17 protein-coding genes are annotated in these 22,109 nt (G+C 32.8%); 10 read left to right on the top strand and 7 right to left on the bottom strand.

What is annotated here, in order from left to right; translation table 11 throughout:
- Positions 1 to 249 precede the first annotated feature (249 nt).
- The 3 genes from ABHQ57_RS13255 to ABHQ57_RS13245 all read left to right on the top strand — a co-directional run bounded on the left by ABHQ57_RS13255 (position 250) and on the right by ABHQ57_RS13245 (position 5,143).
- Positions 250 to 2,046, top strand: coding sequence for an ATP-dependent endonuclease (locus tag ABHQ57_RS13255; RefSeq protein ID WP_389863936.1), 1,797 nt, complete (start codon positions 250 to 252; stop codon positions 2,044 to 2,046).
- The gene (locus tag ABHQ57_RS13250; protein ID WP_389863934.1) at positions 2,030 to 4,078 is read left to right on the top strand and encodes a UvrD-helicase domain-containing protein; all 2,049 of its coding nucleotides are present in this window, start codon (positions 2,030 to 2,032) and stop codon (positions 4,076 to 4,078) included. Before ABHQ57_RS13255 ends, ABHQ57_RS13250 begins: the two co-directional genes overlap by 17 nt.
- Positions 4,079 to 4,321: 243 nt before the next feature.
- Positions 4,322 to 5,143, top strand: coding sequence for a DNA-binding domain-containing protein (locus ABHQ57_RS13245; protein ID WP_389863932.1), 822 nt, complete (start codon positions 4,322 to 4,324; stop codon positions 5,141 to 5,143).
- A 212-nt stretch (positions 5,144 to 5,355) separates the two neighbouring features.
- On the opposite strand, the gene ABHQ57_RS13240 is transcribed toward ABHQ57_RS13245, so the two are convergent.
- On the bottom strand, positions 5,356 to 6,363 hold the full coding sequence (locus ABHQ57_RS13240) for a formimidoylglutamase (protein ID WP_159491402.1): 1,008 nt from the start codon (positions 6,361 to 6,363) through the stop codon (positions 5,356 to 5,358).
- Between the two features lie 112 nt (positions 6,364 to 6,475).
- Positions 6,476 to 7,708: an imidazolonepropionase gene (gene hutI, locus ABHQ57_RS13235; protein ID WP_389863930.1), complete on the bottom strand. Its 1,233-nt coding sequence runs from the start codon at positions 7,706 to 7,708 to the stop codon at positions 6,476 to 6,478.
- 358 nt (positions 7,709 to 8,066) lie between these two features.
- Here hutI and ABHQ57_RS13230 point away from each other — a divergent pair, with 358 nt between their 5' ends.
- The 4 genes from ABHQ57_RS13230 (at position 8,067) to ABHQ57_RS13215 (ending at position 14,270) form a co-directional block, all read left to right on the top strand.
- The gene (locus tag ABHQ57_RS13230) at positions 8,067 to 9,923 is read left to right on the top strand and encodes a DNA topoisomerase IV subunit B (RefSeq protein ID WP_167713619.1); all 1,857 of its coding nucleotides are present in this window, start codon (positions 8,067 to 8,069) and stop codon (positions 9,921 to 9,923) included.
- Positions 9,924 to 10,110: 187 nt separating this feature from the next.
- Positions 10,111 to 10,644, top strand: coding sequence for a hypothetical protein (locus ABHQ57_RS13225; protein WP_047789050.1), 534 nt, complete (start codon positions 10,111 to 10,113; stop codon positions 10,642 to 10,644).
- 45 nt (positions 10,645 to 10,689) lie between these two features.
- Complete coding sequence (locus ABHQ57_RS13220) at positions 10,690 to 13,404, top strand: DNA gyrase/topoisomerase IV subunit A (protein ID WP_047789049.1); 2,715 nt, start codon at positions 10,690 to 10,692, stop codon at positions 13,402 to 13,404.
- Positions 13,404 to 14,270, top strand: a complete 867-nt coding sequence (locus ABHQ57_RS13215; RefSeq protein WP_167713620.1) for a mechanosensitive ion channel family protein — start codon at positions 13,404 to 13,406, stop codon at positions 14,268 to 14,270. Before ABHQ57_RS13220 ends, ABHQ57_RS13215 begins: the two co-directional genes overlap by 1 nt.
- A 67-nt stretch (positions 14,271 to 14,337) precedes the next feature.
- On the opposite strand, the gene ABHQ57_RS13210 is transcribed toward ABHQ57_RS13215, so the two are convergent.
- Together ABHQ57_RS13210 and ABHQ57_RS13205 are read right to left on the bottom strand one after the other, a co-directional pair.
- A complete protein-coding gene (locus tag ABHQ57_RS13210) occupies positions 14,338 to 14,643 on the bottom strand; it encodes a DUF6787 family protein (protein ID WP_047789047.1) in 306 nt (101 codons plus the stop codon).
- A gap of 85 nt (positions 14,644 to 14,728) precedes the next feature.
- Positions 14,729 to 15,379 carry a DUF937 domain-containing protein gene (locus tag ABHQ57_RS13205; protein ID WP_167713621.1) on the bottom strand — a complete coding sequence of 217 codons (651 nt, stop codon included), beginning with the start codon at positions 15,377 to 15,379 and terminating at the stop codon, positions 14,729 to 14,731.
- A 129-nt stretch (positions 15,380 to 15,508) separates the two neighbouring features.
- On the opposite strand from ABHQ57_RS13205, the gene ABHQ57_RS13200 reads away from it, so the two are divergent.
- Together ABHQ57_RS13200 and ABHQ57_RS13195 are read left to right on the top strand one after the other, a co-directional pair.
- Entirely contained in the window at positions 15,509 to 16,834 is a 1,326-nt protein-coding gene (locus ABHQ57_RS13200; RefSeq protein ID WP_047789045.1) for a dicarboxylate/amino acid:cation symporter, read from the top strand.
- Positions 16,835 to 16,840: 6 nt separating this feature from the next.
- Positions 16,841 to 17,677 (top strand): sulfurtransferase, encoded by an 837-nt coding sequence (locus ABHQ57_RS13195; RefSeq protein ID WP_389863927.1) that lies wholly within the window; start codon positions 16,841 to 16,843, stop codon positions 17,675 to 17,677.
- Positions 17,678 to 17,715: 38 nt separating this feature from the next.
- On the opposite strand, the gene ABHQ57_RS13190 is transcribed toward ABHQ57_RS13195, so the two are convergent.
- From ABHQ57_RS13190 to ABHQ57_RS13180, 3 genes are read right to left on the bottom strand one after another with little or no spacing between them, the layout of a single operon-like run.
- Positions 17,716 to 18,228 carry a hypothetical protein gene (locus ABHQ57_RS13190; protein ID WP_073183674.1) on the bottom strand — a complete coding sequence of 171 codons (513 nt, stop codon included), beginning with the start codon at positions 18,226 to 18,228 and terminating at the stop codon, positions 17,716 to 17,718.
- The gene (locus ABHQ57_RS13185; protein ID WP_167713670.1) at positions 18,218 to 18,931 is read right to left on the bottom strand and encodes a DUF3307 domain-containing protein; all 714 of its coding nucleotides are present in this window, start codon (positions 18,929 to 18,931) and stop codon (positions 18,218 to 18,220) included. Before ABHQ57_RS13185 ends, ABHQ57_RS13190 begins: the two co-directional genes overlap by 11 nt.
- Positions 18,928 to 19,545 (bottom strand): SatD family protein, encoded by a 618-nt coding sequence (locus ABHQ57_RS13180; RefSeq protein WP_167713671.1) that lies wholly within the window; start codon positions 19,543 to 19,545, stop codon positions 18,928 to 18,930. The genes ABHQ57_RS13185 and ABHQ57_RS13180 overlap by 4 nt, the downstream gene beginning before the upstream one ends.
- Before the next feature lie 229 nt (positions 19,546 to 19,774).
- On the opposite strand from ABHQ57_RS13180, the gene ABHQ57_RS13175 reads away from it, so the two are divergent.
- Entirely contained in the window at positions 19,775 to 22,105 is a 2,331-nt protein-coding gene (locus tag ABHQ57_RS13175; RefSeq protein ID WP_167713672.1) for an ATP-dependent helicase, read from the top strand.
- The last annotated feature ends 4 nt before the right edge of the window (positions 22,106 to 22,109 follow it).

The raw sequence follows: 22,109 nt of genomic DNA, 5'->3' as shown, positions 1-22,109 counted from the left end.
CAGTCTTTAAAACCAGCAGCAAAACACTAGTTAAAACCTTATATAACTGCATATTAACAATTTAAAAGTAGTAAAATATCATTAGTAATAACAACTATTATGTTATTAAATGGTAATTATATGTGTAATAATGTATGTTTTGCGGATATCTGCAATTTAGGTTGCGGAAAACCGTAAGAATGAGTGAGGTTGAACAACTAAATTTAGGCTTTCATTTATATTTAATAATAATTATACCAAAATTAAAATATGTACTTATCAAACCTTAAACTATGGAACTTTAGAAAGTTTGGCAGTAATTCTTCCATTGATTTAGAGAACCCGAATTTAGATTTGAATTTCACAAAAGGAATAAATGTATTGATAGGTGAAAATGACTCTGGAAAAAGTGCAATTGTTGACTCAATAAAACTTACGTTAAAAACTCATAGTTACGAGTGGTTCAGATTAGATTGGGATGATTTTTATGATGGTTCAGATAGGTTACGGATTGAATTGAGGTTTGAAAACCTTTCAGATGATGAAGCCAAAAATTTCACTGAATGGCTAGGGTGGATTGGCGAAGGAGACGAAGCAAAACCTTTTTTAAGGTTGATTTATGATGCTTCAAGGAATTTAAATGATCAATATATCTATCCAACTGAGATTAGATCAGGAGTCGATGAAACGGGATATCAGCTTACAGCAGAGGCTAGAGAATATTTAAAAACAACTTATCTCAAACCCTTACGAGATGCTAAATCTGAATTAATTCCTCGTAAAAATTCAAGATTAACACAAATCCTTCAAGGTCATGATGCTTTTAAGGGCAAGGGTGAAGACCATAGATTGGTAAGCTTATTTAAAGATTTTAATGAAGAGGTAAAAAATTATTTTATTGGAAAGAATAAGGAAGGTGAAGACCTCGAAGGTGAAGATTTAAAGGGTAGTGAATTAAAGAAAGAAATAGATAGGTTTATTGAGGCATTTTATGAAGCGAATAAAGAATCCAATTTTGGCGTACTTGGTAATAGTCTCAAAAACATCTTAGAAAAACTCGAGCTATCTATTAAGGATGAACTAAACCCTGGTTTAGGAACTCTAAATAGATTGTTTATGGCTTCAGAATTACTTCATCTCCAAAAGAAAAATTGGAGTGGCTTAAGGTTAGGATTAATTGAAGAACTCGAAGCGCATCTTCATCCCCAAGCCCAAATGCAAATCATTGAAGCACTACAAAACGAAGAAAATATTCAATTAATCTTAACTACTCATAGCCCTAATCTAGCATCAAAACTAAAGCTTGAAAATTTAATCATTTGTAATGACAACAATGCTTTCCCGATGGGAGCAACATACACAAAATTAGGCTCTAATAACTATAAGTTTCTTGAAAAATTTCTAGATACAACGAAAGCAAACCTATTTTTTGCTAAAGGAGTTATTCTGGTAGAAGGTTGGGCAGAAGAAATATTAATTCCAAGTATCGCAAAGGCTATAGGGATAAATCTAACTGAAAAGGGAATCTCAATAGTAAATATTGGAAATACAGGATTCGACCATTACTCAAAGATATACCTCAGGAAAGAAGAGCCATTTATGAAAATTCCGGTAGCGGTAATCACAGATTCGGATATTAAAGAATATGAAAAAGATGGAGATGATTTTGTAAAAAGAGTTGAAAACACTGTCCAGATTGAAACACAGGGAGTTATTGATGCGAACAATGCAAAATCTGAACAATCTATAAAATATTATACTGCACCAAACTGGACTCTAGAATATTCTTTGTTTAAATCAAATAGCCTAACATCTACTCTACAAAGCGTGTGTAAGTCTATTCATACAAGAACTAATTGGGATACTGATTTTGAAAAGACGCTTGCTATTAAATTGATTGATAAGAACAAGAAACTAAGAAAAACAGAAGTTGCCTACAGGTTAGCAATGACTATAGATGAAGACTTACAAAAGGCTCCTGATGAACGAACCATAGTAATCGATATCAATAATGATGAAAGCATCAAATATCTAATCCAAGCCATAAGATATGCCGCAGGAAATTAATATAACAAACGCGGATATTGAATACGCAGAAAAAGTTCTTTTACCTGAAGGAAAAGAGTTTGACGAAGAAAGAAGATTGTTTATCCGTAATCTAGAAACCCTTGACCTACAAGCTGTACCTGGAAGTGGAAAAACAACCGCTCTTCTAGCAAAACTACTTATCTTGGAAAGGTATATGCCATTGAAAAGTGGACGTGGTGTACTAGTAATTTCTCATACTAATGCGGCTGTAGATGAGATAAAAGAACGAATAGGAAAGAATTGCCCTAAGCTTTTTACTTATCCAAATTTTGTAGGAACAATTCAAAGTTTCGTTGACACATTCCTAGCAATTCCTTACTATACGAACAGTTTTAAGAAAAAACCTTCAAGAATTGACTCTGAAATTTATGATGAGAGGTTGTCACAAATTCTTAACTCTCCATGGCACTATAAACTTGGTCTCTCGAATAATGATTTTAGAAAAATACTTTATCTCAAGAACATAGACGAGTCTCTTTTCTACAAGTACCGACTTGATATTAATGATAACGAGATTATTTTAAGAAAAAGCTTGAATGGTGATCAGCTCGAGATTAGAAAACCAAGAAGGGGGCGTAATTATCAAGATTATACTGCTGAAGAGAAATCAAGCTTATATGGTTGGTTCAAAAGTCTGAAAATCCACCTGTTAAAGACTAAAGAAATATTGCATTATGATGATGCATATTTCTTAGCAAATCTATATCTTGAATCAAATTCTACTATTAAAAATCTACTACAAAAAAGATTTAAGTTCGTCTTTGTTGATGAAATGCAGGACATGGATATTCATCAACACAATTTGATTGAAAAGGTCTTTCATCCAGATGAATCTACCCTGTCAATAATTCAAAGAATTGGTGATAAAAACCAAGCCATCTACAGTGGGGGCTCCGTCTCTCTTGAAAACATATGGTCCATTCGAGATAATGTGATGTATATCAATGGTAGTCATAGGTTAAGTCAAAGAGTTGCTTCTTTGGTACAGAATCTTGCTCTAACTCCAAATCCAGTTGTGGGAAGAAACCTTAATCCTGATGGTTCTGCTATTGACATTAAACCAACAATCTTTGTTTATGAGGATGACACAATAAAACTTGTAATTCCTTCATTTGCCGAAAAAATCAAAGAATTACAAGCTTCTAATTCAATCCCAGTAAACCCAGCTCATAAGTTTATGGCAGTTGCTTGGAGAAAAAAACATGATGATGACGATAAAGTGGGTTTATCTGATTATTGGCCTCAATTTGCAAAAGCCAGTTCTGGTCAACAAATAGATTTCAAAGTCCTTGAAGACTATATTCTGTACTTTAATAAAGAGAAAAAAACCCTAGAATCTGTACGTAAAAATGTTTTGAATGCATTGCTAAAGGTTCTCCGCTTAGAAAATGTCTTAGATGAAAATGATAGAGTATACACCAAAAGAAAATTAATTAACTTCTTTAAAACTCTTGAAAACAACGAGTATGAAAACTTGAAGTTAAACCTTTATAAATGGTCTATTGAATGTATCAGAGGGAAAAGCTCGGACACCATTACTGCCATTAGAGATTACATTCCATCCTTTCTCTCAATTTTTCAAAAAGAAGTTACTTTATCAGTAAACTTCATAAATGGAGAATCTGAAATTAATACAGATGATATTGAGGATGAGTCACAAAAAAACACATTTGATTCTGATGAAGTAAGCATTGAAATTGGAACTGTACACTCAGCAAAAGGACAAACTCATACGGCGACTTTGTACCTTGAAACGTTTTACAACAGAGGTTATGGTAATTACGAATCAGAAAGATTACGAAATCAGTTAAAAGGTGTCAATATAACTGATACTCTTAATAGCAATATAGGAGGAAAAGATAAGATTAGACAGACATGTAAAATGGCTTATGTTGGTTTTTCTCGTCCAACACATTTGTTATGTATTGCCATTCATAAAGAAAGGTTTGATTCGATTCTGTCCGATATAAATGATGAAGATTGGAATATCGTTGAAGTTAAAACTAAATAACCTTATAACGCGGATTCCATATCCGCATTTTCTTTTCCCGTACCTCCCCTATACTTCCTAAAACGTTAAAAAACTCATAAAGTCAGAGAGTTAAAACGAAAAACAACTACTTTAGTATCAGCTATAAAAATTGTTTGTAAAAAGTAAATTGCTATCCCTTATTACTATTATATCACATTCAATTTTACAACATCTTTACGAAGTTAATGCTATAAAGGTACACTTGTACCTGACTGTTTGGTGATGAATAACACCAAGGTTAGTAATTGTTTTGGCATGTATTGGTTATTGCTCCAGTATGCTAGCTGTTACTACCCAAAAAAGGATTCAAAAGGAAAAGTAAATAATTTAAAAATCAATATGATGAAGTACTATTTAATTGAAAACAAGTTAACCGATGAAACCAACTACTCAGCACGCATATTAACAGAGCGTACTATTAATCAAGACGAGTTGATTGATAAAATGTTGAGCAAACGTAACCTAGTAAGTAAAACCGATATTGTGGCGGTGCTTAATTCTTACTATGAAGAAATTATCGAGTCGATAGAAGAAGGCGATAACATTAACCTACCTTTACTAAATATTGGCTACTCTATTTCTGGGGTTTTTGATACCGAGGAAGATGGTTTTAATCCTGATACCCATAAACTACATGTAAACCTTAATAGTGGAAAGTTAATCAACGAAATTAAAGACGATATTCCGCTACAAAAAGTAACTGCACCTATTACCAACACGGTTATTACTAATTTAAAAGATATTACCTCTGCAACTACGAATACTACCTTATCTGCCAACGGATTATTTGAGCTGAATGGTTTGCGTTTAAAGGTTGCTGGTGATTTACCCGAGGTTGGTTTGTATTTTGTTGCCGAAGACGGTACCGAAACCAAAGTGTCTTATTTGGCACAAAACAGCTATAAGAAAATTATAGGTCAAGTTCCAGCCCTTACTGGGGGTAACTACCGTGTTAGAGTTAAAACGCAAGCAACGAGTAGCATTGATATTTATTTAAAAGACATTCGTGTTTCTGACTCTTCTTTTATAGTTACTGTAGCTTAAGATAAAAAAGTAACTCTTTTTTAAAGCCTAATACGTTATACCACTAACGTATTAGGCTTATTTATTATTAAAACGTTTCTATTAGGCATCAAATATCACTTCCACTAGGCACTAAATGTCTTTTCCATTAGGTACGAAAAGGCATTTCCATTATACATATCAAGTTTAATAGTACTTTATAAACTGAACTTTGTGGTAGAAGTAACGTGTAATTAATTACTCTTAGCCTTAATAAAATCAGAAATTAAGTAGCTAATGTATTTTCCTACTTGCCCGTTAGCTATTTTATCTTTAACAACTGCTGGGGCTCCCTCACAAATATGTAAATAAGAAGCATTTAGTAGCTTTCCAAAATAATGTGTAAATCTACGAGCTTGTTGTGGAGTAAATCCGCTAGGTGTCATAGCACTACTTGGAAAATGCTGCACACAATCCAAATCAATTTCAATTCCGAAAGGAGCATTTTCTATAAAACTTTCAGCACGTTGTAATTCGCCTTTAAAAGAAGTAGTGTGATACACTTCTAACTCTTCAAACGTATTATACTCTAAGTTTAAACTATCATGAATCATTTCAAACACATATTGAGGCGTGTAGTTTTCATGCAACCCGAACATAAAGTAATTTTGAATAAAGCCTTCTTGTAAGGCGTACGAAAATCCGTTACCACTATGACGCTCTTCCAAACGACGTAAATCGGTATGCGCATCTAAGTTAATCACATTTACAGGTTGATTTTTCCCTTCAGAAAGCCCTTTAATATTTCCGTAAGCATTGTTGTGTCCACCACCAATGATAATAGGAGTTTTACCACTCTCAACAATTATTTTAATAAGCTTAGAAAGCTCTTTATCTATTGCTTTTACTAATAAATCACCTTTTTCTCTGTCAGAAACATCAAAACTATATACATCGTCCAAACAATCCAAATATCCTAACACTAGGATGTCGTTTCCATTAATAAATTGATTTTGCTGGGTGTTTAAAAACGACTTTAAAGCAGGAATAAAAGCAGTGTGTGCACCACCATTTCCGCCATTCATACGAACACCAATATCTTCTGGAACTCCTAAAATAACAAAAGAAGCAGAGGAATTTTTAAGTTCTGATTGTAGTTCTTTTTTAGAGTCGATAACCGCAACGCACTCACCTAATTTTGTTTCGCCTTCACGTGGCGCAACAAACTCTTGTATGTCTTTTTCGTTGAATATTGTTAGCATATTGTATTGTCTTTTTAGAAAACGTCATTTCGAACTAAAGTGTAACGAAAGGAGAAATCTAAACGGCTTCTTATTACTATTCGGAATGACAGTTTACACATAGTTTAGCTTACTAAACCTCTTTTCCGTTGATAAATACAGCGTCGATTAAGTTACTTCCGAAGGAATACGGTAAAAATCCATACGAAGGAATTTCTTTTGTTAGGATTAAATTCGCCTTTTTTCCCTTGGTAATACTTCCAACCTCGTTTGATAAATTCATCGCATACGCTCCGTTAATAGTTGCTGCATTAATAGCCTCTTCTGGTGTCATTTTCATTTTAATACAAGCTGTTGCTACCACAAAATTCATATTTCCTGATGGTGTAGACCCTGGGTTGTAATCGGTAGCTAAGGCTAACGGTAACCCTGCATTTATAATATCACGAGCAGGGGTGTATGGAATACTTAAAAAATACGAACAAGAAGGTAAGGCAACAGGCATGGTTTGCGTTCCTTTCAAGGCTTCAATGTCTTCTGTGTTCATTACTTCTAAATGATCTACTGACAAGGCATTGTGTTTTATGCTCACTTGAACCCCGCCAATAGTTGTAAACTGGTTTACGTGTACTTTGGGTGTTAATCCGTATTGTTGCGCAGCAGTTAAAATTCTGTCGGTATCTTCTACTGAGAAGTATCCCGTTTCGCAGAAAGCATCTACAAAATCCGCTAGATTTTCCTCAGCAACTTTAGGTAACATTTCTTCAATAATTACATTGATATATCCTTCTCTGTTGTTTTTGTATTCAGTAGGGAAGGCGTGTGCCCCTAAAAAAGTAGCTTTTACAGGAATGTTATAATTCTCTCGTAGCTTTTTTATAACACGTAGCATTTTTAACTCAGCATCTACGGTTAAACCATAACCAGATTTTATTTCAACAGCACCAGTACCTAAAGCAATTACTTCTTCTAAGCGTTTTGCTGATTGTTGGTATAGCTTTTCTTCTGAAGTTTCTTGTAATTTCTTAGCCGAATTTACAATACCACCACCACGATTGGCAATTTCTTCATAACTCAAACCATTAATTCTATCTACAAACTCTTGTTCACGATTGCCTGCATATACAATGTGTGTATGAGAATCGCACCAAGTAGGCAACATCATTTTACCAGTACAATCCACCGTTTTATCAGCAGAAATAGGAGCTTTTTTCATACTACCATAGTCGGTAATAATACCATTTTCAACCAATAAAAAAGCATTTTTTATGGTAGGTAAAATGTTCATCGCAGCTCCTGATACTTTTTTAGTACTTGTTTCTCTAATTTGTATTAATTCTTTAATGTTTATGAATAAAGTTGTCATGTTGAATACTTAAATTTGTTAGACAAACTTACGGTAAAAACTACAATGTATGATACATTTTTTAAGGCTGGTTGGATTGTTAATAGGACATCTAGGTTAGGTAAGCGTTGTTTTTACTAAATACTATTTATTCTTATAGGTTTTAATGTTTTTAGACTATAACCAACTTAATAGTTTTTGTTTAGTTGTTAACTTTAGTGTTTTTATAGCTTACTAAAAGTAATTTGACGTATAACCTCATAAACGCAAACTATTTAGTAAATAAAAACGAACTCTGTTGATAACTATATTAACAGAGTTTTTTATTTTTTCTGGCGAAATACTATTTTAGCACAGACTTCAATTCACACAATTTTTTATGACGCAAGAAACACAATATACCGAAGACAATATACGCTCGCTCGATTGGAAGGAACATATTCGTATGCGACCAGGGATGTATATTGGTAAACTGGGAGACGGATCATCTCCAGACGACGGAATTTACATTTTGGTTAAAGAGGTTTTAGATAACTCTATTGACGAATTTGTCATGGGAGGAGGTAAAACCATAGAAGTTTCTGTACAAGGGAATAAAGTAATTGTGCGAGATTACGGACGTGGTATTCCGTTAGGAAAAGTAGTGGACGTGGTTTCGAAGATGAACACAGGAGGAAAGTACGACTCCAAAGCCTTTAAAAAATCAGTTGGATTAAATGGAGTTGGTACGAAAGCAGTAAATGCGTTATCAACCTATTTTAGGGTAGAATCTAACCGTGACGGTAAATCAGCTTCAGCAGAGTTTGAGAAAGGAAACTTAACCAATCAAGAACTACTGGAAGAAACATCACGCCGTAGAGGTACTAAAGTAACCTTTATTGCAGATGAAACCATCTTTAAGAATTACAAGTATCGTCCTGAATACATTTCTAAACTACTAAAAAACTATGTGTACCTAAACCCAGGGTTAACCATTGTTTTTAACGGAGAAAAGTTTTATTCAGAAAACGGGTTAAAAGATTTATTGGAAGACAACAACAATAAAGAAGATATGTTGTATCCTATAATTCATTTACGAGGCAGTGATATTGAAGTAGCAATTACACACAGTAGAACACAATATTCGGAAGAATACCATTCGTTTGTAAACGGACAAAATACTACACAAGGAGGAACGCACTTAAACGCATTTAGAGAAGCAGTAGTAAAAACAGTTCGAGAGTTTTTTGGAAAGAATTTTGATGCTTCTGATGTACGTAAATCAATTATCGGTGCTATTTCTATTAAGGTAATGGAACCAGTTTTTGAAAGTCAAACAAAAACAAAATTAGGTTCTACAGAAATGGGAGGAGACTTACCAACCGTTAGAACGTATATTAATGATTTTATAAAAACACAGTTAGATAATTACTTACATAAGAATACGGAAGTAGCCGACAAACTTCAAAAGAAGATATTACAGGCAGAAAAAGAACGTAAAGAACTATCAGGAATACGAAAATTAGCTCGTGAACGCGCCAAAAAAGCAAGTTTACACAACAAGAAACTACGTGATTGCCGTATTCATTTTGGAGACACTAAAAAAGATGGATATTTAGATACTACCTTGTTTATTACGGAGGGAGATTCGGCAAGTGGTTCGATTACCAAATCGCGTAATGTAAACACACAAGCGGTATTCAGTTTAAAAGGAAAACCCCTAAACTCGTATGGATTGTCTAAAAAGATAGTGTACGAGAATGAGGAATTTAACCTATTACAAGCAGCCTTAAATATAGAAGACGGACTGGAAGACTTACGTTATAACAATATTGTAATTGCTACTGATGCCGATGTTGATGGTATGCATATTCGCTTGTTATTAATAACCTTTTTCTTACAATTCTTTCCAGAAGTAATCAAAGAAGGACATTTGTATATTTTAGAAACACCGTTATTTAGAGTACGAAACAAAAAAGAAACCATTTATTGTTATTCAGAAGAAGAAAAGCAAGATGCGATAAACAAACTAAGAGGAAAACCAGAAATAACTCGATTTAAGGGGTTAGGGGAGATTTCTCCTAACGAATTTGTCCATTTTATTGGAGATGATATTCGTTTAGACCCAGTAATGTTAGACAAAGAAATGTCGATAGAACAAATGTTAGAATTCTATATGGGTAAAAATACTCCAGACAGACAAAAGTTTATTATTAACAACTTAAAGGTTGAGTTAGATTTAGTAGAAGAAAATTAATATGAAAGAATTAAAGAAAGTAATTATAATAGTATCATTGATAATGATTATTGCGTGTGCTTTAATGATTTATTTTGGTAGATCATCAAGTCAAAATTCATATATAGAAACATTATTAATGTTCATTATGGCTTTAATATTGGGTGTATCTATTAAAACGACAAAGAATAAAAACATCAGATAAAAAATGGGTAAAAAATTATACAATTCAGTAAAAACCTTATTGTTAACATGTTTTATAGTAGTTTTATATAATTGCTCTTCAAACGAAGAGGAAGAATGTTTAAAAACAATTACCATTCCCCAACTTTATTGGGTAGGAAACCAATCGTATCGTTACGATATAGAACAAGAAGTACCATGTGATTTAGAGTTAATTACAGAACCAGTAAATATAGAGCCTCCATCGTTAGAAAATTTCACATACGAGCTATTAAGTTTTGAGTATATATCTAACACAGGGAATAATACTTCTAAGTTAGCGTTTGAAGTAAAATTAAATAATTTAAACAGTTATTCGGTAAAAGGAATTCCTTACTTTACTATGTCAATTGATGGTGTCGAGTTTTCTACTACCTATGCAGAGTTTCTTTCTCCTTCATGTGAAAGTATACTTGCCAATTCAAGCTGTACTGTAAGTGTAGAAATTGAAGAAAATCGAGATATTGGTTTTGCAAACTCAGTAGAAATTCTAGAGGTAGAATATTATTTGACTAACTAAACCACAAAAAACAATTTTAACTATAAACGTTTATAGAATTCATACATGAGTGAAGAAAACAATAAGTACGAACATGACGAAGAACTAAATAAACCTGTTGAAAGTACAGAAACCATTACCAAGGTAACAGGTATGTACAAAGAATGGTTTTTAGACTATGCTTCATATGTAATTTTAGAACGTGCAGTGCCATCAATGGAAGATGGGTTTAAACCCGTGCAACGTCGTATTATGCATTCAATGAAAGACTTAGATGATGGACGCTATAATAAAGTAGCAAACATTGTTGGTCACACAATGCAGTATCACCCTCACGGAGATGCATCAATTGCCGATGCCATGGTACAAATGGGACAGAAAGAATTACTAATCGATATGCAAGGTAACTGGGGAAACATTTTAACAGGAGACCGTGCAGCGGCTTCTCGTTATATTGAAGCACGTTTGTCTAAATTTGCACTAGATGTTGTTTTCAATGCCAAAACTACCGAATGGCAAGCCTCGTATGATGGACGTAAAAAAGAACCTGTAAACTTACCTGTAAAGTTCCCTTTGCTATTAGCTCAAGGAGCAGAAGGTATTGCAGTAGGATTATCAACTAAAATATTACCGCATAACTTTAACGAGTTAATAGATGCTTCTGTAAAATATTTAAAAGGAAGAAGTTTTACGATTGTACCCGACTTTTTAACTGGAGGAATAGCAGATGTTACCAATTATAACGATGGTAAACGAGGAGGAAAAGTAAGAGTACGAGCAAAAATATCGGCACTTGATAAAAAAACGTTGGTAATTACTGAAGTGCCTTTTGGTACTACCACATCATCATTAATTGATAGCATTTTAAAAGCGAACGATAAAGGTAAAATTAAGATCAAACGTATTGAAGATAATACCGCGGCTAATGTTGAAATTTTAGTGCATTTACCAGCTAATGTATCGCCAGATAAAACAATAGATGCCTTATACGCTTTTACCAGTTGTGAAAATTCAATTTCTCCACTGTGTTGTATTATTGAGGATAATAAACCTGTGTTTATTGGAGTAACAGAAGTTCTAAAAAAATCAACAGACTTTACAGTAGAGTTACTTAAACGTGAATTAGAAATTCAATTACATGAATTAGAAGAGCAATGGCATTTTGCTTCTTTAGAACGTATTTTTATTGAGAATAGAATTTACCGTGATATTGAAGAAGTAGAAACTTGGGAAGGAGTAATAGAAGCAATTGACCTAGGGTTAAAACCGCATACTAAGCATTTAAAAAGAGAAGTAACCGAAGAAGATATTGTTCGTTTAACAGAAATAAGAATTAAGAAAATCTCTAAATTCGATATTGACAAAGCAAAACAATTTATTGAAAGTTTAGAAGAGAAAATAGCTGAGGTTAAACATCATTTAGATAATTTAATTGATTTTGCAATAGACTATTTTAAAGAGTTAAAAGCAAAATACGGAAAAGGAAAAGAGCGTAAAACAGAAATCCGCATTTTTGATGATATCGTAGCTACCAAAGTAGTTATGCGTAACTCAAAACTTTATGTAAATAGAGAAGAAGGATTTATAGGAACATCGCTACGAAAAGACGAGTACGTTACCGATTGTGCGGATATTGATGATGTTATAGTGTTTAGAGAAGATGGTTCAATGGTAGTGACGAAAGTAGATTCTAAAACCTTTGTAGGAAAAGGAATTATTCATGTTGCAATATTCAAGAAAAAAGATAAACGTACAGTTTACAACATGATATATCGTGATGGAGCGAAAGGACCTTCATATATGAAGCGTTTTAACGTTACATCAGTTACTCGTGATAAAGAGTACAACTTAGCCAACGGAGATTCAAAATCAAAAGTATTATACTTTACAGCTAACTCTAATGGAGAAGCTGAGGTAGTAACTATTTTACTTAGAGCAGTAGGAAGTGTTAAAAAATTAAAATGGGATATTGATTTTGCAGATTTAGCCATAAAAGGACGTAGTGTTAGAGGAAACTTAGTAACCAAGTACTCAATTAAAAAAGTAGAGTTTAAAGAAGCAGGAGTTTCAACTTTAAAACCTAGAAAAATTTGGTTTGACGATACAGTACAACGTTTAAATGTTGATGGGAGAGGAGAGTTGTTAGGTGAGTTTAAAGCAGAAGATAAAATATTAATAGCAACTCAATCAGGAAAAATCAAAGCAGTATCACCAGATTTAGCGATGCATTTTGAAAATGATATGATTGTGTTAGAAAAATGGAAGCCTAATAAGCCAATTTCAGCAATTTATTTTGACGGGGTTAAAGAACGTTATTTTGTAAAACGATTCTTAGTTGAAACACCAGATAAAGAAGAACTTTTTATATCAGAAGATGAAAAATCGAAGTTAGAAATCATAGCTACAGATTATCGTCCTATGGCAGAGGTAATTTTCTCAAAAAGGAGCCTAGAAAAAATAGAAGTGAACTTTGAAGACTTTATAGCAATTAAAGGAATTAAAGCTCAAGGAAATCAATTAACAACAGATAAAATAAGAACAGTAAACTTATTAGAGTCATTACCTTACGAAGAACCAGAAGGGGAAAAAGTAGAGGATATTGAGGTAACTGATGAAGAAGAAATTAAAGAAGAAGCGTTACCTTTGAATGTAGAAGATACTACGCCTAAAGATAAAACGTTTGTAGAGTCTAAAGAAGATAAAGCAAAAAAAGCATTAGAAAGAGCACTTCAAAAGAAGAAAAAAGATAAAGACGACGAAAGTCAAACAGCATTATTTTAATGGATAAGTTTTTACCATATCGTTTTAACCTAGATACCTTTTTTGGAGCATTAGGGTATATTATAGTCGTATTCTTAGTGTCTTGGGGTATTTCTAGGTTGGTAAGAGCGATTATTTGGCAACTTATTAAAAGCAAGAAAGAAGATCGTTTTGGAAGAACAAGTATTCAATTTTTACGTAATTCAGTATCGTTTGTAATTGGACTTTTAAGTGTCATTTATGTAATTATGGCGGTGCCTGCTTTTAGAAGTAAAGCGACTTTAATTTTTTCTGGAGCTGGTATTTTAGCCGCTATTATAGGTTTTGCTGCACAAGCAGCACTATCTAACTTAATAGCAGGAGCTTTCATAGTTATATTCCGCCCCTTTAGAGTGGGAGACTATATTAAACTGGATGAAACTAGAGTTGGTATTGTTGAAGACATAACGTTGAGACATACTGTAATAAATAACTTTGAGAATAAGCGGTTAATTATACCCAATTCGGTAATTAGTACAGATTCTATTTTAAATCATACCATAGAAGACTCTCATGTATTAAGTTTTAACAATTTTAAAATAGGATTAAAAGCAGATATTGATTTAGCAAGAAAAATTATACAAGAAGAAGCTGTTAAGTTACCAACTGTTATTGATTATCGTACACCATACCAGGTGATTAGTGATGTACATCAAGTAGATGTTCGTGTTATTGATATATATCCAGACCATATTCATATGCGTGCTTATGTATGGTTAAACGAACCGTTTCAAGAATTTAAAACTAAATGTGCTTTAAAAGAAGCTGTGCATAAACGCTTTCTATTAGAAGGTGTACATTTACCAATACCAATCAATATAAATGAGATAATTAAAAGAGTAAACTAAAAAAAATATTCTTTATGGGAAGAGGTGAGTAGTTTGTATATTTTTATAGGTAGTATAAAAAGAATTTTTACCCCTTAAAAATAAATCCTAGTCCTAACCTACTTAAAAACTTCTTTTCAAATTCCCAAAAAAACTTAAATTGTCCAAATAACCAACCAATTAAGGGTAATGTTGTTTGGTAAATAGGAAAAACTAGTAGAATTCTTAAAGGATAATATAACCAAGGATTTAAGGTTTCAGGAGATAACCCTAGCAAATTTGTAATAGGTTTAGCAACCCAAGCTGCAAATGATCCATTTATAGCAAAAACCATAAAAATAGCAGTTAAAGCCCAATTGCTTTTTATACCCCAACGATGTTTAAGTTTTTCCATAAGTACTAATATGCTGCAAAAATAACCAAAAGAAAAGGGGGAAACAAATGTTTCCCCGTTCATTATAAATTATAGCAAAATAAAATTATTTTTTTCCAAACACACCACCTAAAAGTCCTCCTAAAAGCCCTCCTGATTTTTGTTGATTATTACCAGCGTTACCTAAAATCATTCCAGCTACATCATCAACAATACTACCATCTCCATCAGCATCAAGTATCTGTTCTAAGAAGCTTTGTTCTTTTTGAGTAGAGTTACCGCCTAGTAAACCACCTAGAAGTCCACTTAAATCACTGGAATTATTTACATTTTCTTGACGAGATTGCTTACCAAGTAACCCCATTAAAATAGGAGCAGTAGTTTTCAAAATATCAGCAACAGCACCAGTATCCATTCCTGCTTTTTGACCAATAACTTGTTCAACTCCTTGCTGTTTATTTCCTAAAACATGACCTAAAATTTTACCACCGTCTTGTAAAACATCAGAATTTACACCACCATTAAATAAATCACCTAAATTATCTAAGATTCCACCATCATGCTTATTTAATGCGTTCTTTAAACTTTCAGCACCTTGAGGAGTGGCAGCATTTCGTTGCATTGCTTTCATTAAAACAGGTAATGCCATTGTTAGTACACTACTAGTTTTATTAGTGTCTTGCCCAGTTGATCCGGCAACACCAGATATAATTGTTTTTCCTATATCGCTATTTAATAAATCTAAAATTCCCGTCATTTTGTTATTTTAATAAAATTAGTACTCAGTTTATAATAATTGGACACAAGATACGAACTGAAGGTCACTTTTTTTAAATATTTCTTTATACCTTACGGCCAGTTAAAAAATAATAGATTTATAGATTATATGAAGAGACTTGCACTACACTGGCAAATTTTAATAGGAATGATTTTAGGTGTCTTATTTGGGTTAGTGATGACCTTTACAGACAATGGGGCGTCATTTGTATCGGACTGGATAAAGCCTTTTGGAACAATTTTCGTAAAATTATTAAAACTAATAGCAGTACCGTTAATTATCGCTTCTCTAGTAAAAGGAATTTCTGATTTAAAAGATATTTCAAAATTTAAAAACATTGGTATACGTACCATATTAATTTATATAGGTACTACGGTAATAGCAATAACAGTGGGGTTAGTATTGGTAAATGTTGTACAGCCTGGAGAAGGAATTTCAGAAGATACAATAGCTAAATTAACAGCAGATTACGCAAACAGTGAAGGGGTACAAGCTAAAATAGTAGAAGCGAGTAAACAAAAAGAAAGTGGTCCACTTAAGTTTTTGGAAGATATGGTTCCAGATAATGCTATACAAGCAATGAGTAATAATAAAGCAATGTTACAAGTAATTTTCTTTACTATTATTTTAGGAATATCAATGTTATTAATAGGAGAAAAAAAGGCTACACCATTAAAAAACTTTTTTGATTCGTTAAATGAAGTTGTGTTAAAAATGGTTGATTTAATCATGTTAACAGCACCTTTTGCGGTATTTGCATTATTAGCAAATGTTGTGGTTACCTCTAATGATCCTGATTTATTGTTAGCATTATTAAAATATGGAGCAACTGTTATTGGAGGTTTATTATTAATGGTAGCACTTTATATGGTTTTAATAAGTGTATTTACCAAAAAGAACCCATTATGGTTTTTAAAACAAATAAGTCCAGCACAATTATTAGCGTTTTCAACAAGTTCTAGCGCGGCAACATTACCAGTTACGATGGAACGAGTAGAAGAACATATTGGAGTAGATAAAGAAGTATCGAGTTTTGTGTTACCAGTAGGAGCTACTATTAATATGGACGGTACTAGTTTATATCAAGCAGTAGCAGCAGTATTTATATCACAAGCTTTAGGTTTCGATTTAACTTTTGTTGATCAACTCACAATTATTTTAACGGCTTTATTAGCCTCAATAGGTTCAGCAGCTGTACCAGGAGCAGGAATGGTAATGTTAGTAATCGTATTAGAGTCAGTTGGTTTTCCAGCAGATAAATTAGCCATAGGTTTAGCATTAATTTTTGCAGTTGATAGACCATTAGATATGTGTAGAACAGTTATTAATGTAACGGGTGACGCCACAGTATCAACTTTGGTAGCTAAGTCTGTAGGGAAGTTAGGAAAGCCACACCCACATGAATGGGATGAGCATTATGATGAAGTAAAATAAAGTAATATGCTTACAGTAAAATCACCTATAGTTTCTGTTGATTGGTTGCACGATAATTTAAGTGCAGATAACTTAATAGTTCTAGATGCAACTATTCAGAAAGTAGGAGTCAAAACAGATAATAAAAAAGAAAAACAGCAGATTAAAGATGCTGTTTTCTTTGATTTAAAGAGTGTCTTTTTAGATGTTGAAGCAGAATATCCTAACACAATTCCGTCAGAAAAATATTTTGAAACTGAGGCTCAAAGATTAGGGATAAATAATGATAGCTGTATTGTTGTTTATGATGATTTAGGCGTGTACTCATCTCCTAGAGTTTGGTGGTTGTTTAAAGTGTTTGGTTTTGAAAATGTCGCAGTTTTAAATGGAGGTTTACCTACTTGGAAAGACGCTGGTTATACAGTTGAGTCTAAAAAAGAAAGAGAATTCTTAATAGGGAACTTCAAAGCTAATCTTAATAAGGGTAAAATAAGTGTTACAGAGGAAGTATTAAAAGCTTCTCTTGATAATAAAGTTATATTAGACGCTCGTTCAAAAGGAAGGTTTTATGCTACAGAGCCAGAACCAAGAAAAGATTTAATAGGAGGTCATATTCCAAATTCTAAAAGCTTACCTTATGCAGAATTGCAATTAAATGGTAAGATGAAATCGAAAGAAGAGCTTCAGAAAATATTTTCAGAAGTGAATCCAAGTAAAGAAGAAATGATTTTTTCTTGTGGATCAGGAATTACAGCATGTATACTTGCTTTAGGAGCTGAAGAGGCAGGAAAAACTAATTATAGTGTATACGACGGTTCTTGGACAGAATGGGCAAGTAGGTTAGATTTGCCTGTTGAAAAATAATAGAAATAAAAAAAACCTCTAATTAGAGGCTTTTTTTATTATATCAACTTCTTTACTTCTTGTTTTAAAAAGGAGATTGCAGTATTAGCGGGACTTTCCTGTTGCGAGTAGTCAATTAATACATTTTCACGTAAATCTTTAGCAGTTTCAGAACTTTCTGCTGTGTTTCGAAGTTTAGCTATAATAGCTAATTTAGCTGCTAAAACAGCTTTCCAACTATCATCAGAAATGTATAATTGCTGTACTAAATTATGTTCAAACTCTTGTTCTATATTACCAATTAAAAGTTGGAGGTAGTTATCAGTATCATCTCCTATAGGATTTACCCTTAACAGTAATTTTGATGGGTTGATACGCTCACAAAATAACAACATACGTTCATAAGCTTGTAGCTTTGTGGGTAAACTTTCACGCTTTTTTTCAACTAAAGCATTGAATGTTTTTTCTTTGTTGTCTTGTTCAATAAAGCGGCCTAAAATTAAGTAAGCTACGCCGCCAGTTACTAGTGCTGGTAGGGCATAAGCAAGCCCTTCAATAATTTTATCTTCCATAATGCGAATATACGAGTCCTGTTAAAATTGCCAATCCAAAACTTAGTAAAGTTCCAATCAGTACATATTCAGTAAGTTTTCTGTCTTTTGATGCTGTTAAGTCTCCAAATCTAAATATAGATTTTGCCGCGAGTAAAAATCCGACACCAGCCCATTGGTTAATTGCAATAAAAACAAAAATTAATATACGTTCTAAAAAACCAATATACTTACCTGCATTGGCTAACGATTGTTCTGTTGATTTATTACCTTTTTCTGGATTCCATTTAGAAATTAATGTATTTATAATAATAGACGAAGTATAAGTGACAAAAACTAAACAAGCAAAAAGTAATAAGTTTTGTTGGGTTAAAATAGCATCTGTACTAACTTTAAAAGGAGAATATATATAAGTAGCTAAACCTAAAAAGAATATATGTAAAACCTGATCTAAAAAGAAGAATAAACGTTTGTTCTTCTTCTTTTGAAAATATAGTTTTCCAAGATCAATTAAATAATGAGAAATAATAACCAGTAAAAATACATTCCAATACATAGGGTTAAACTGCAGGAATAAAAGTAATAATAAAGCATGAACACCTATATGAGCATAAAGTTTGCTAGATTTTATTTTCTTTTTCTCCTTATCTTTTACCCAATTTTTAGGTTGAAATACAAAATCCCCTAATAAGTGAGCAACGAGTAGTTTTAAAAACAGTATCATAGTTTAGTTAGTTTCTGGTTCATAAGTTTTCTATAACGCTTTTCTAACTTCATAATTTCATCAAATCCAGAACGTTTTCTTCGTTCACTGGCGCTACTTTCTGAAATGGCTAGCTTTTTAGCGATAATTTTTTGAGTAGACTCAGGGTTTTGCAGAGACATATTCACAAAAGCAGCAGAATTAGTTGTCCAATTGTCTATTATTAACAAACTTAAGCCCAAAGAAACCTCAAATTCTTCATTAATACCTTCCCAAGGAGTTTTCAAGGCTAAATTTTGTTTTTTTAATAAATGGTCAAAAGCATACCCAGAATTTATAAAAGCTTCACCGTTGGCTTCGGTAATTTTTTCTGTATCAAAACTTTTATTACCAATACCAATAGCTAAACGAATGTCTAAATCTTTTATTTTTTTAATAGTAGATTTTAGCTTAAAAGTAAAAAGAAGAGCTTCTGCAATATTTTCAATTTCAATTTGAAAACTGTCTCCACGAAAAAGCTCCCACGTTTTCGGTGTTTTTCCGATAGTATTGAAGGATTCTTTCAGTACAGGAAGCCATGTTTCAGCAGAAACACCACGAGAATTAATAATGTCACCAGTAATTACACTTGTCATATATTCAATTTTTAGTAAAAATAGGCTTTCAAATTGAAAACCCCAAACAATTCGGGTTTTAAAACGAATATTAAAAAATAAGGGTTATAAGTCGAATTATTGTTGATTCGGGTTTTAGCTTGAATTTATAGGATTAAAAATTAGTGAATAAAAAAAAGGGTAGAATCTTTAAAAAACCTAAAAGATTGGTTAATTTTCCATTTTTAAAATACTTTCAATTTAATTTCCATTGAATACTTATTTAGAGCAACTTAACGAACCACAGAGAGCAGCTGTTTTACAAAAAGACGGCCCAATGATAATTATAGCAGGAGCAGGATCGGGTAAAACGAGAGTGCTGACTTATAAAATTGCTTATTTAATGGAGCAAGGAGTAGATGCTTTTAACATTTTATCGTTAACATTTACCAACAAGGCTGCCCGTGAAATGAAAGATCGTATTGGTAAAGTAGTGGGGTATAGCGAAGCTAAAAACCTTTGGATGGGAACATTTCACTCAGTTTTTGCACGTATCTTACGTTCAGAGGCTGATCGATTAGGCTATCCGTCAAACTTCACCATTTACGATACACAAGATTCAGTTCGATTGATAACGGCGATTATCAAAGAAATGAATTTAGATAAAGATCGATATAAACCAAAGCAAATATTAAGTAGAATATCGTCTTTTAAAAATAGTTTAATTACGGTTAGAGCATATTTTAATAACTCTGATTTACAACAAGCCGATTTAGAAGCGAGTAGACCGAGAACAGGTGATATCTATAAAGAATATGTAGATAGATGTTTTAAGTCTGGAGCGATGGATTTTGACGATTTATTATTGCGAACCAATGAATTATTAGCACGTTTTCCAGATGTGTTGGCAAAGTATCAAGATCGTTTCCGATATATTTTGGTAGATGAGTACCAAGATACCAACCATTCGCAGTATTTAATTGTACGTGCGTTGGCAGATCGTTTTCAGAATATTTGTGTGGTAGGAGACGATTCACAAAGTATTTACGGATTCCGTGGAGCAAATATTCAAAATATCTTAAACTTCCAGAAGGATTATCCAGATGTAAAAACTTTCAAGTTAGAACAAAATTACCGCTCAACAAGTAACATCGTACGTGCAGCGAATAGTGTAATTGATAAAAACAAAACGAAGCTAGATAAAGAAATTTGGACAGCTAACGATGCAGGAGATAGTGTAAAGGTAATGCGTACAATTTCTGATGGAGAAGAAGGACGTTTCGTAGCTCAATCTATTTGGGAAAACCAAATGAATCATCAGTTAACAAGCGATCAATTTGCTATTCTATACCGTACCAATGCACAATCGAGAGCGATAGAAGATGCGCTACGAAAAAAAGATATTAAGTATAAAATTTACGGAGGTATTTCATTCTACCAACGTAAAGAAATTAAAGATTTACTATCGTATTTACGAATTTTAATCAACCCGAATGATGAGGAAGCATTAAAGCGTATCATCAACTACCCAGCAAGAGGAATTGGAGCTACAACGTTAGATAAACTAACAATTGCAGCGAATCACTACAAAAAATCAATGTTTGATATTTTAAAGAATATCAATACGGTAGACATTAATCTTAATTCAGGAACCAAAACAAAGTTGCAGAATTTTGTAAACATGATTCAGCGTTTTCAAATTGAAGCACAAACAAAAAACGCTTTTGAAATTGCTGATTTGGTAGTTAAACAAACCCAATTAGTCAAAGATTTACAAAAAGATGGAACTCCAGAAGGCGTTAATAAGGTTGAAAACGTTCAAGAACTTTTAAACGGAATAAAAGACTTTATTACCGATAAAATAGAAACAGGAGAAGACGCATCGTTAACTTCATTTTTAGAAGACGTCGCACTAGCCACTGATTTTGATTCCGATAAACAAGATGAAGAACCTAGAGTTTCGTTAATGACAATTCACTTATCCAAAGGGTTAGAGTTTCCTTACGTGTACATTGTAGGTTTAGAAGAAAGTTTATTCCCTTCAGCAATGAGTATGAATACTCGCAGTGAGTTAGAAGAAGAACGTCGTTTGTTTTACGTAGCGTTAACAAGAGCTGAAAAAGGAGCTTATTTAACTTATGCACAAACACGTTATCGTTGGGGTAAATTAACTGATGGTGAGCCAAGTAGGTTTTTAGAAGAAATAGATGAGCAATATTTAGAGTATTTAACGCCAAAAGTACCTGAACCATCAGTAAATAGGTTTATTGATGCTAGTTTATTTGAAGACGATTCACCAAAGAAAATACGTTTTCAAAAACCAATTCAAAAGAAAAGAAAAGAGTTCTTGGCGAAGAAGGAAAAACCAAATATGGTTCCTCCAAAAAGTAAAATGAAGAAGGTTTCAGAAATGAGCCCAAAAATGAATTTGTTTGATGGAGAAATCACAGTAGGAAACGTAGTAGAACATAACCGTTTTGGTACTGGAAAAGTAGTAGCTTTAGAAGGGAAAGGACCCAATAAAAAAGCAGAAATAGAGTTTAGTACCGTAGGTAAAAAGAAATTATTGTTACAATTTGCAAAATTGAAAGTAATCGGGTAGTTAA

The organism is Tenacibaculum sp. ZH5_bin.1 (assembly GCF_042865525.1).
GTDB classification, from domain to species: domain Bacteria; phylum Bacteroidota; class Bacteroidia; order Flavobacteriales; family Flavobacteriaceae; genus Polaribacter; species Polaribacter mesophilus.
The sequence above is the reverse complement of the archived record's forward strand: the minus strand, read 5'-3'. Positions and strand labels throughout refer to the sequence as shown.

What these genes read in the sequence shown, in the direction of transcription:
- ABHQ57_RS13190 (WP_073183674.1), bottom strand. Translation starts at nt 18,228, where the DNA reads ATGGAAGATAAAATTATTGAAGGGCTTGCTTATGCCCTACCAGCACTA.
- ABHQ57_RS13230 (WP_167713619.1), top strand. Translation starts at nt 8,067, where the DNA reads ATGACGCAAGAAACACAATATACCGAAGACAATATACGCTCGCTCGAT.
- ABHQ57_RS13225 (WP_047789050.1), top strand. Translation starts at nt 10,111, where the DNA reads ATGGGTAAAAAATTATACAATTCAGTAAAAACCTTATTGTTAACATGT.
- ABHQ57_RS13200 (WP_047789045.1), top strand. Translation starts at nt 15,509, where the DNA reads ATGAAGAGACTTGCACTACACTGGCAAATTTTAATAGGAATGATTTTA.
- ABHQ57_RS13180 (WP_167713671.1), bottom strand. Translation starts at nt 19,545, where the DNA reads ATGACAAGTGTAATTACTGGTGACATTATTAATTCTCGTGGTGTTTCT.
- ABHQ57_RS13195 (WP_389863927.1), top strand. Translation starts at nt 16,841, where the DNA reads ATGCTTACAGTAAAATCACCTATAGTTTCTGTTGATTGGTTGCACGAT.
- hutI (WP_389863930.1), bottom strand. Translation starts at nt 7,708, where the DNA reads ATGACAACTTTATTCATAAACATTAAAGAATTAATACAAATTAGAGAA.
- ABHQ57_RS13220 (WP_047789049.1), top strand. Translation starts at nt 10,690, where the DNA reads ATGAGTGAAGAAAACAATAAGTACGAACATGACGAAGAACTAAATAAA.
- ABHQ57_RS13215 (WP_167713620.1), top strand. Translation starts at nt 13,404, where the DNA reads ATGGATAAGTTTTTACCATATCGTTTTAACCTAGATACCTTTTTTGGA.
- ABHQ57_RS13240 (WP_159491402.1), bottom strand. Translation starts at nt 6,363, where the DNA reads ATGCTAACAATATTCAACGAAAAAGACATACAAGAGTTTGTTGCGCCA.
- ABHQ57_RS13255 (WP_389863936.1), top strand. Translation starts at nt 250, where the DNA reads ATGTACTTATCAAACCTTAAACTATGGAACTTTAGAAAGTTTGGCAGT.
- ABHQ57_RS13205 (WP_167713621.1), bottom strand. Translation starts at nt 15,379, where the DNA reads ATGACGGGAATTTTAGATTTATTAAATAGCGATATAGGAAAAACAATT.
- ABHQ57_RS13250 (WP_389863934.1), top strand. Translation starts at nt 2,030, where the DNA reads ATGCCGCAGGAAATTAATATAACAAACGCGGATATTGAATACGCAGAA.
- ABHQ57_RS13185 (WP_167713670.1), bottom strand. Translation starts at nt 18,931, where the DNA reads ATGATACTGTTTTTAAAACTACTCGTTGCTCACTTATTAGGGGATTTT.
- ABHQ57_RS13245 (WP_389863932.1), top strand. Translation starts at nt 4,322, where the DNA reads ATGAATAACACCAAGGTTAGTAATTGTTTTGGCATGTATTGGTTATTG.
- ABHQ57_RS13210 (WP_047789047.1), bottom strand. Translation starts at nt 14,643, where the DNA reads ATGGAAAAACTTAAACATCGTTGGGGTATAAAAAGCAATTGGGCTTTA.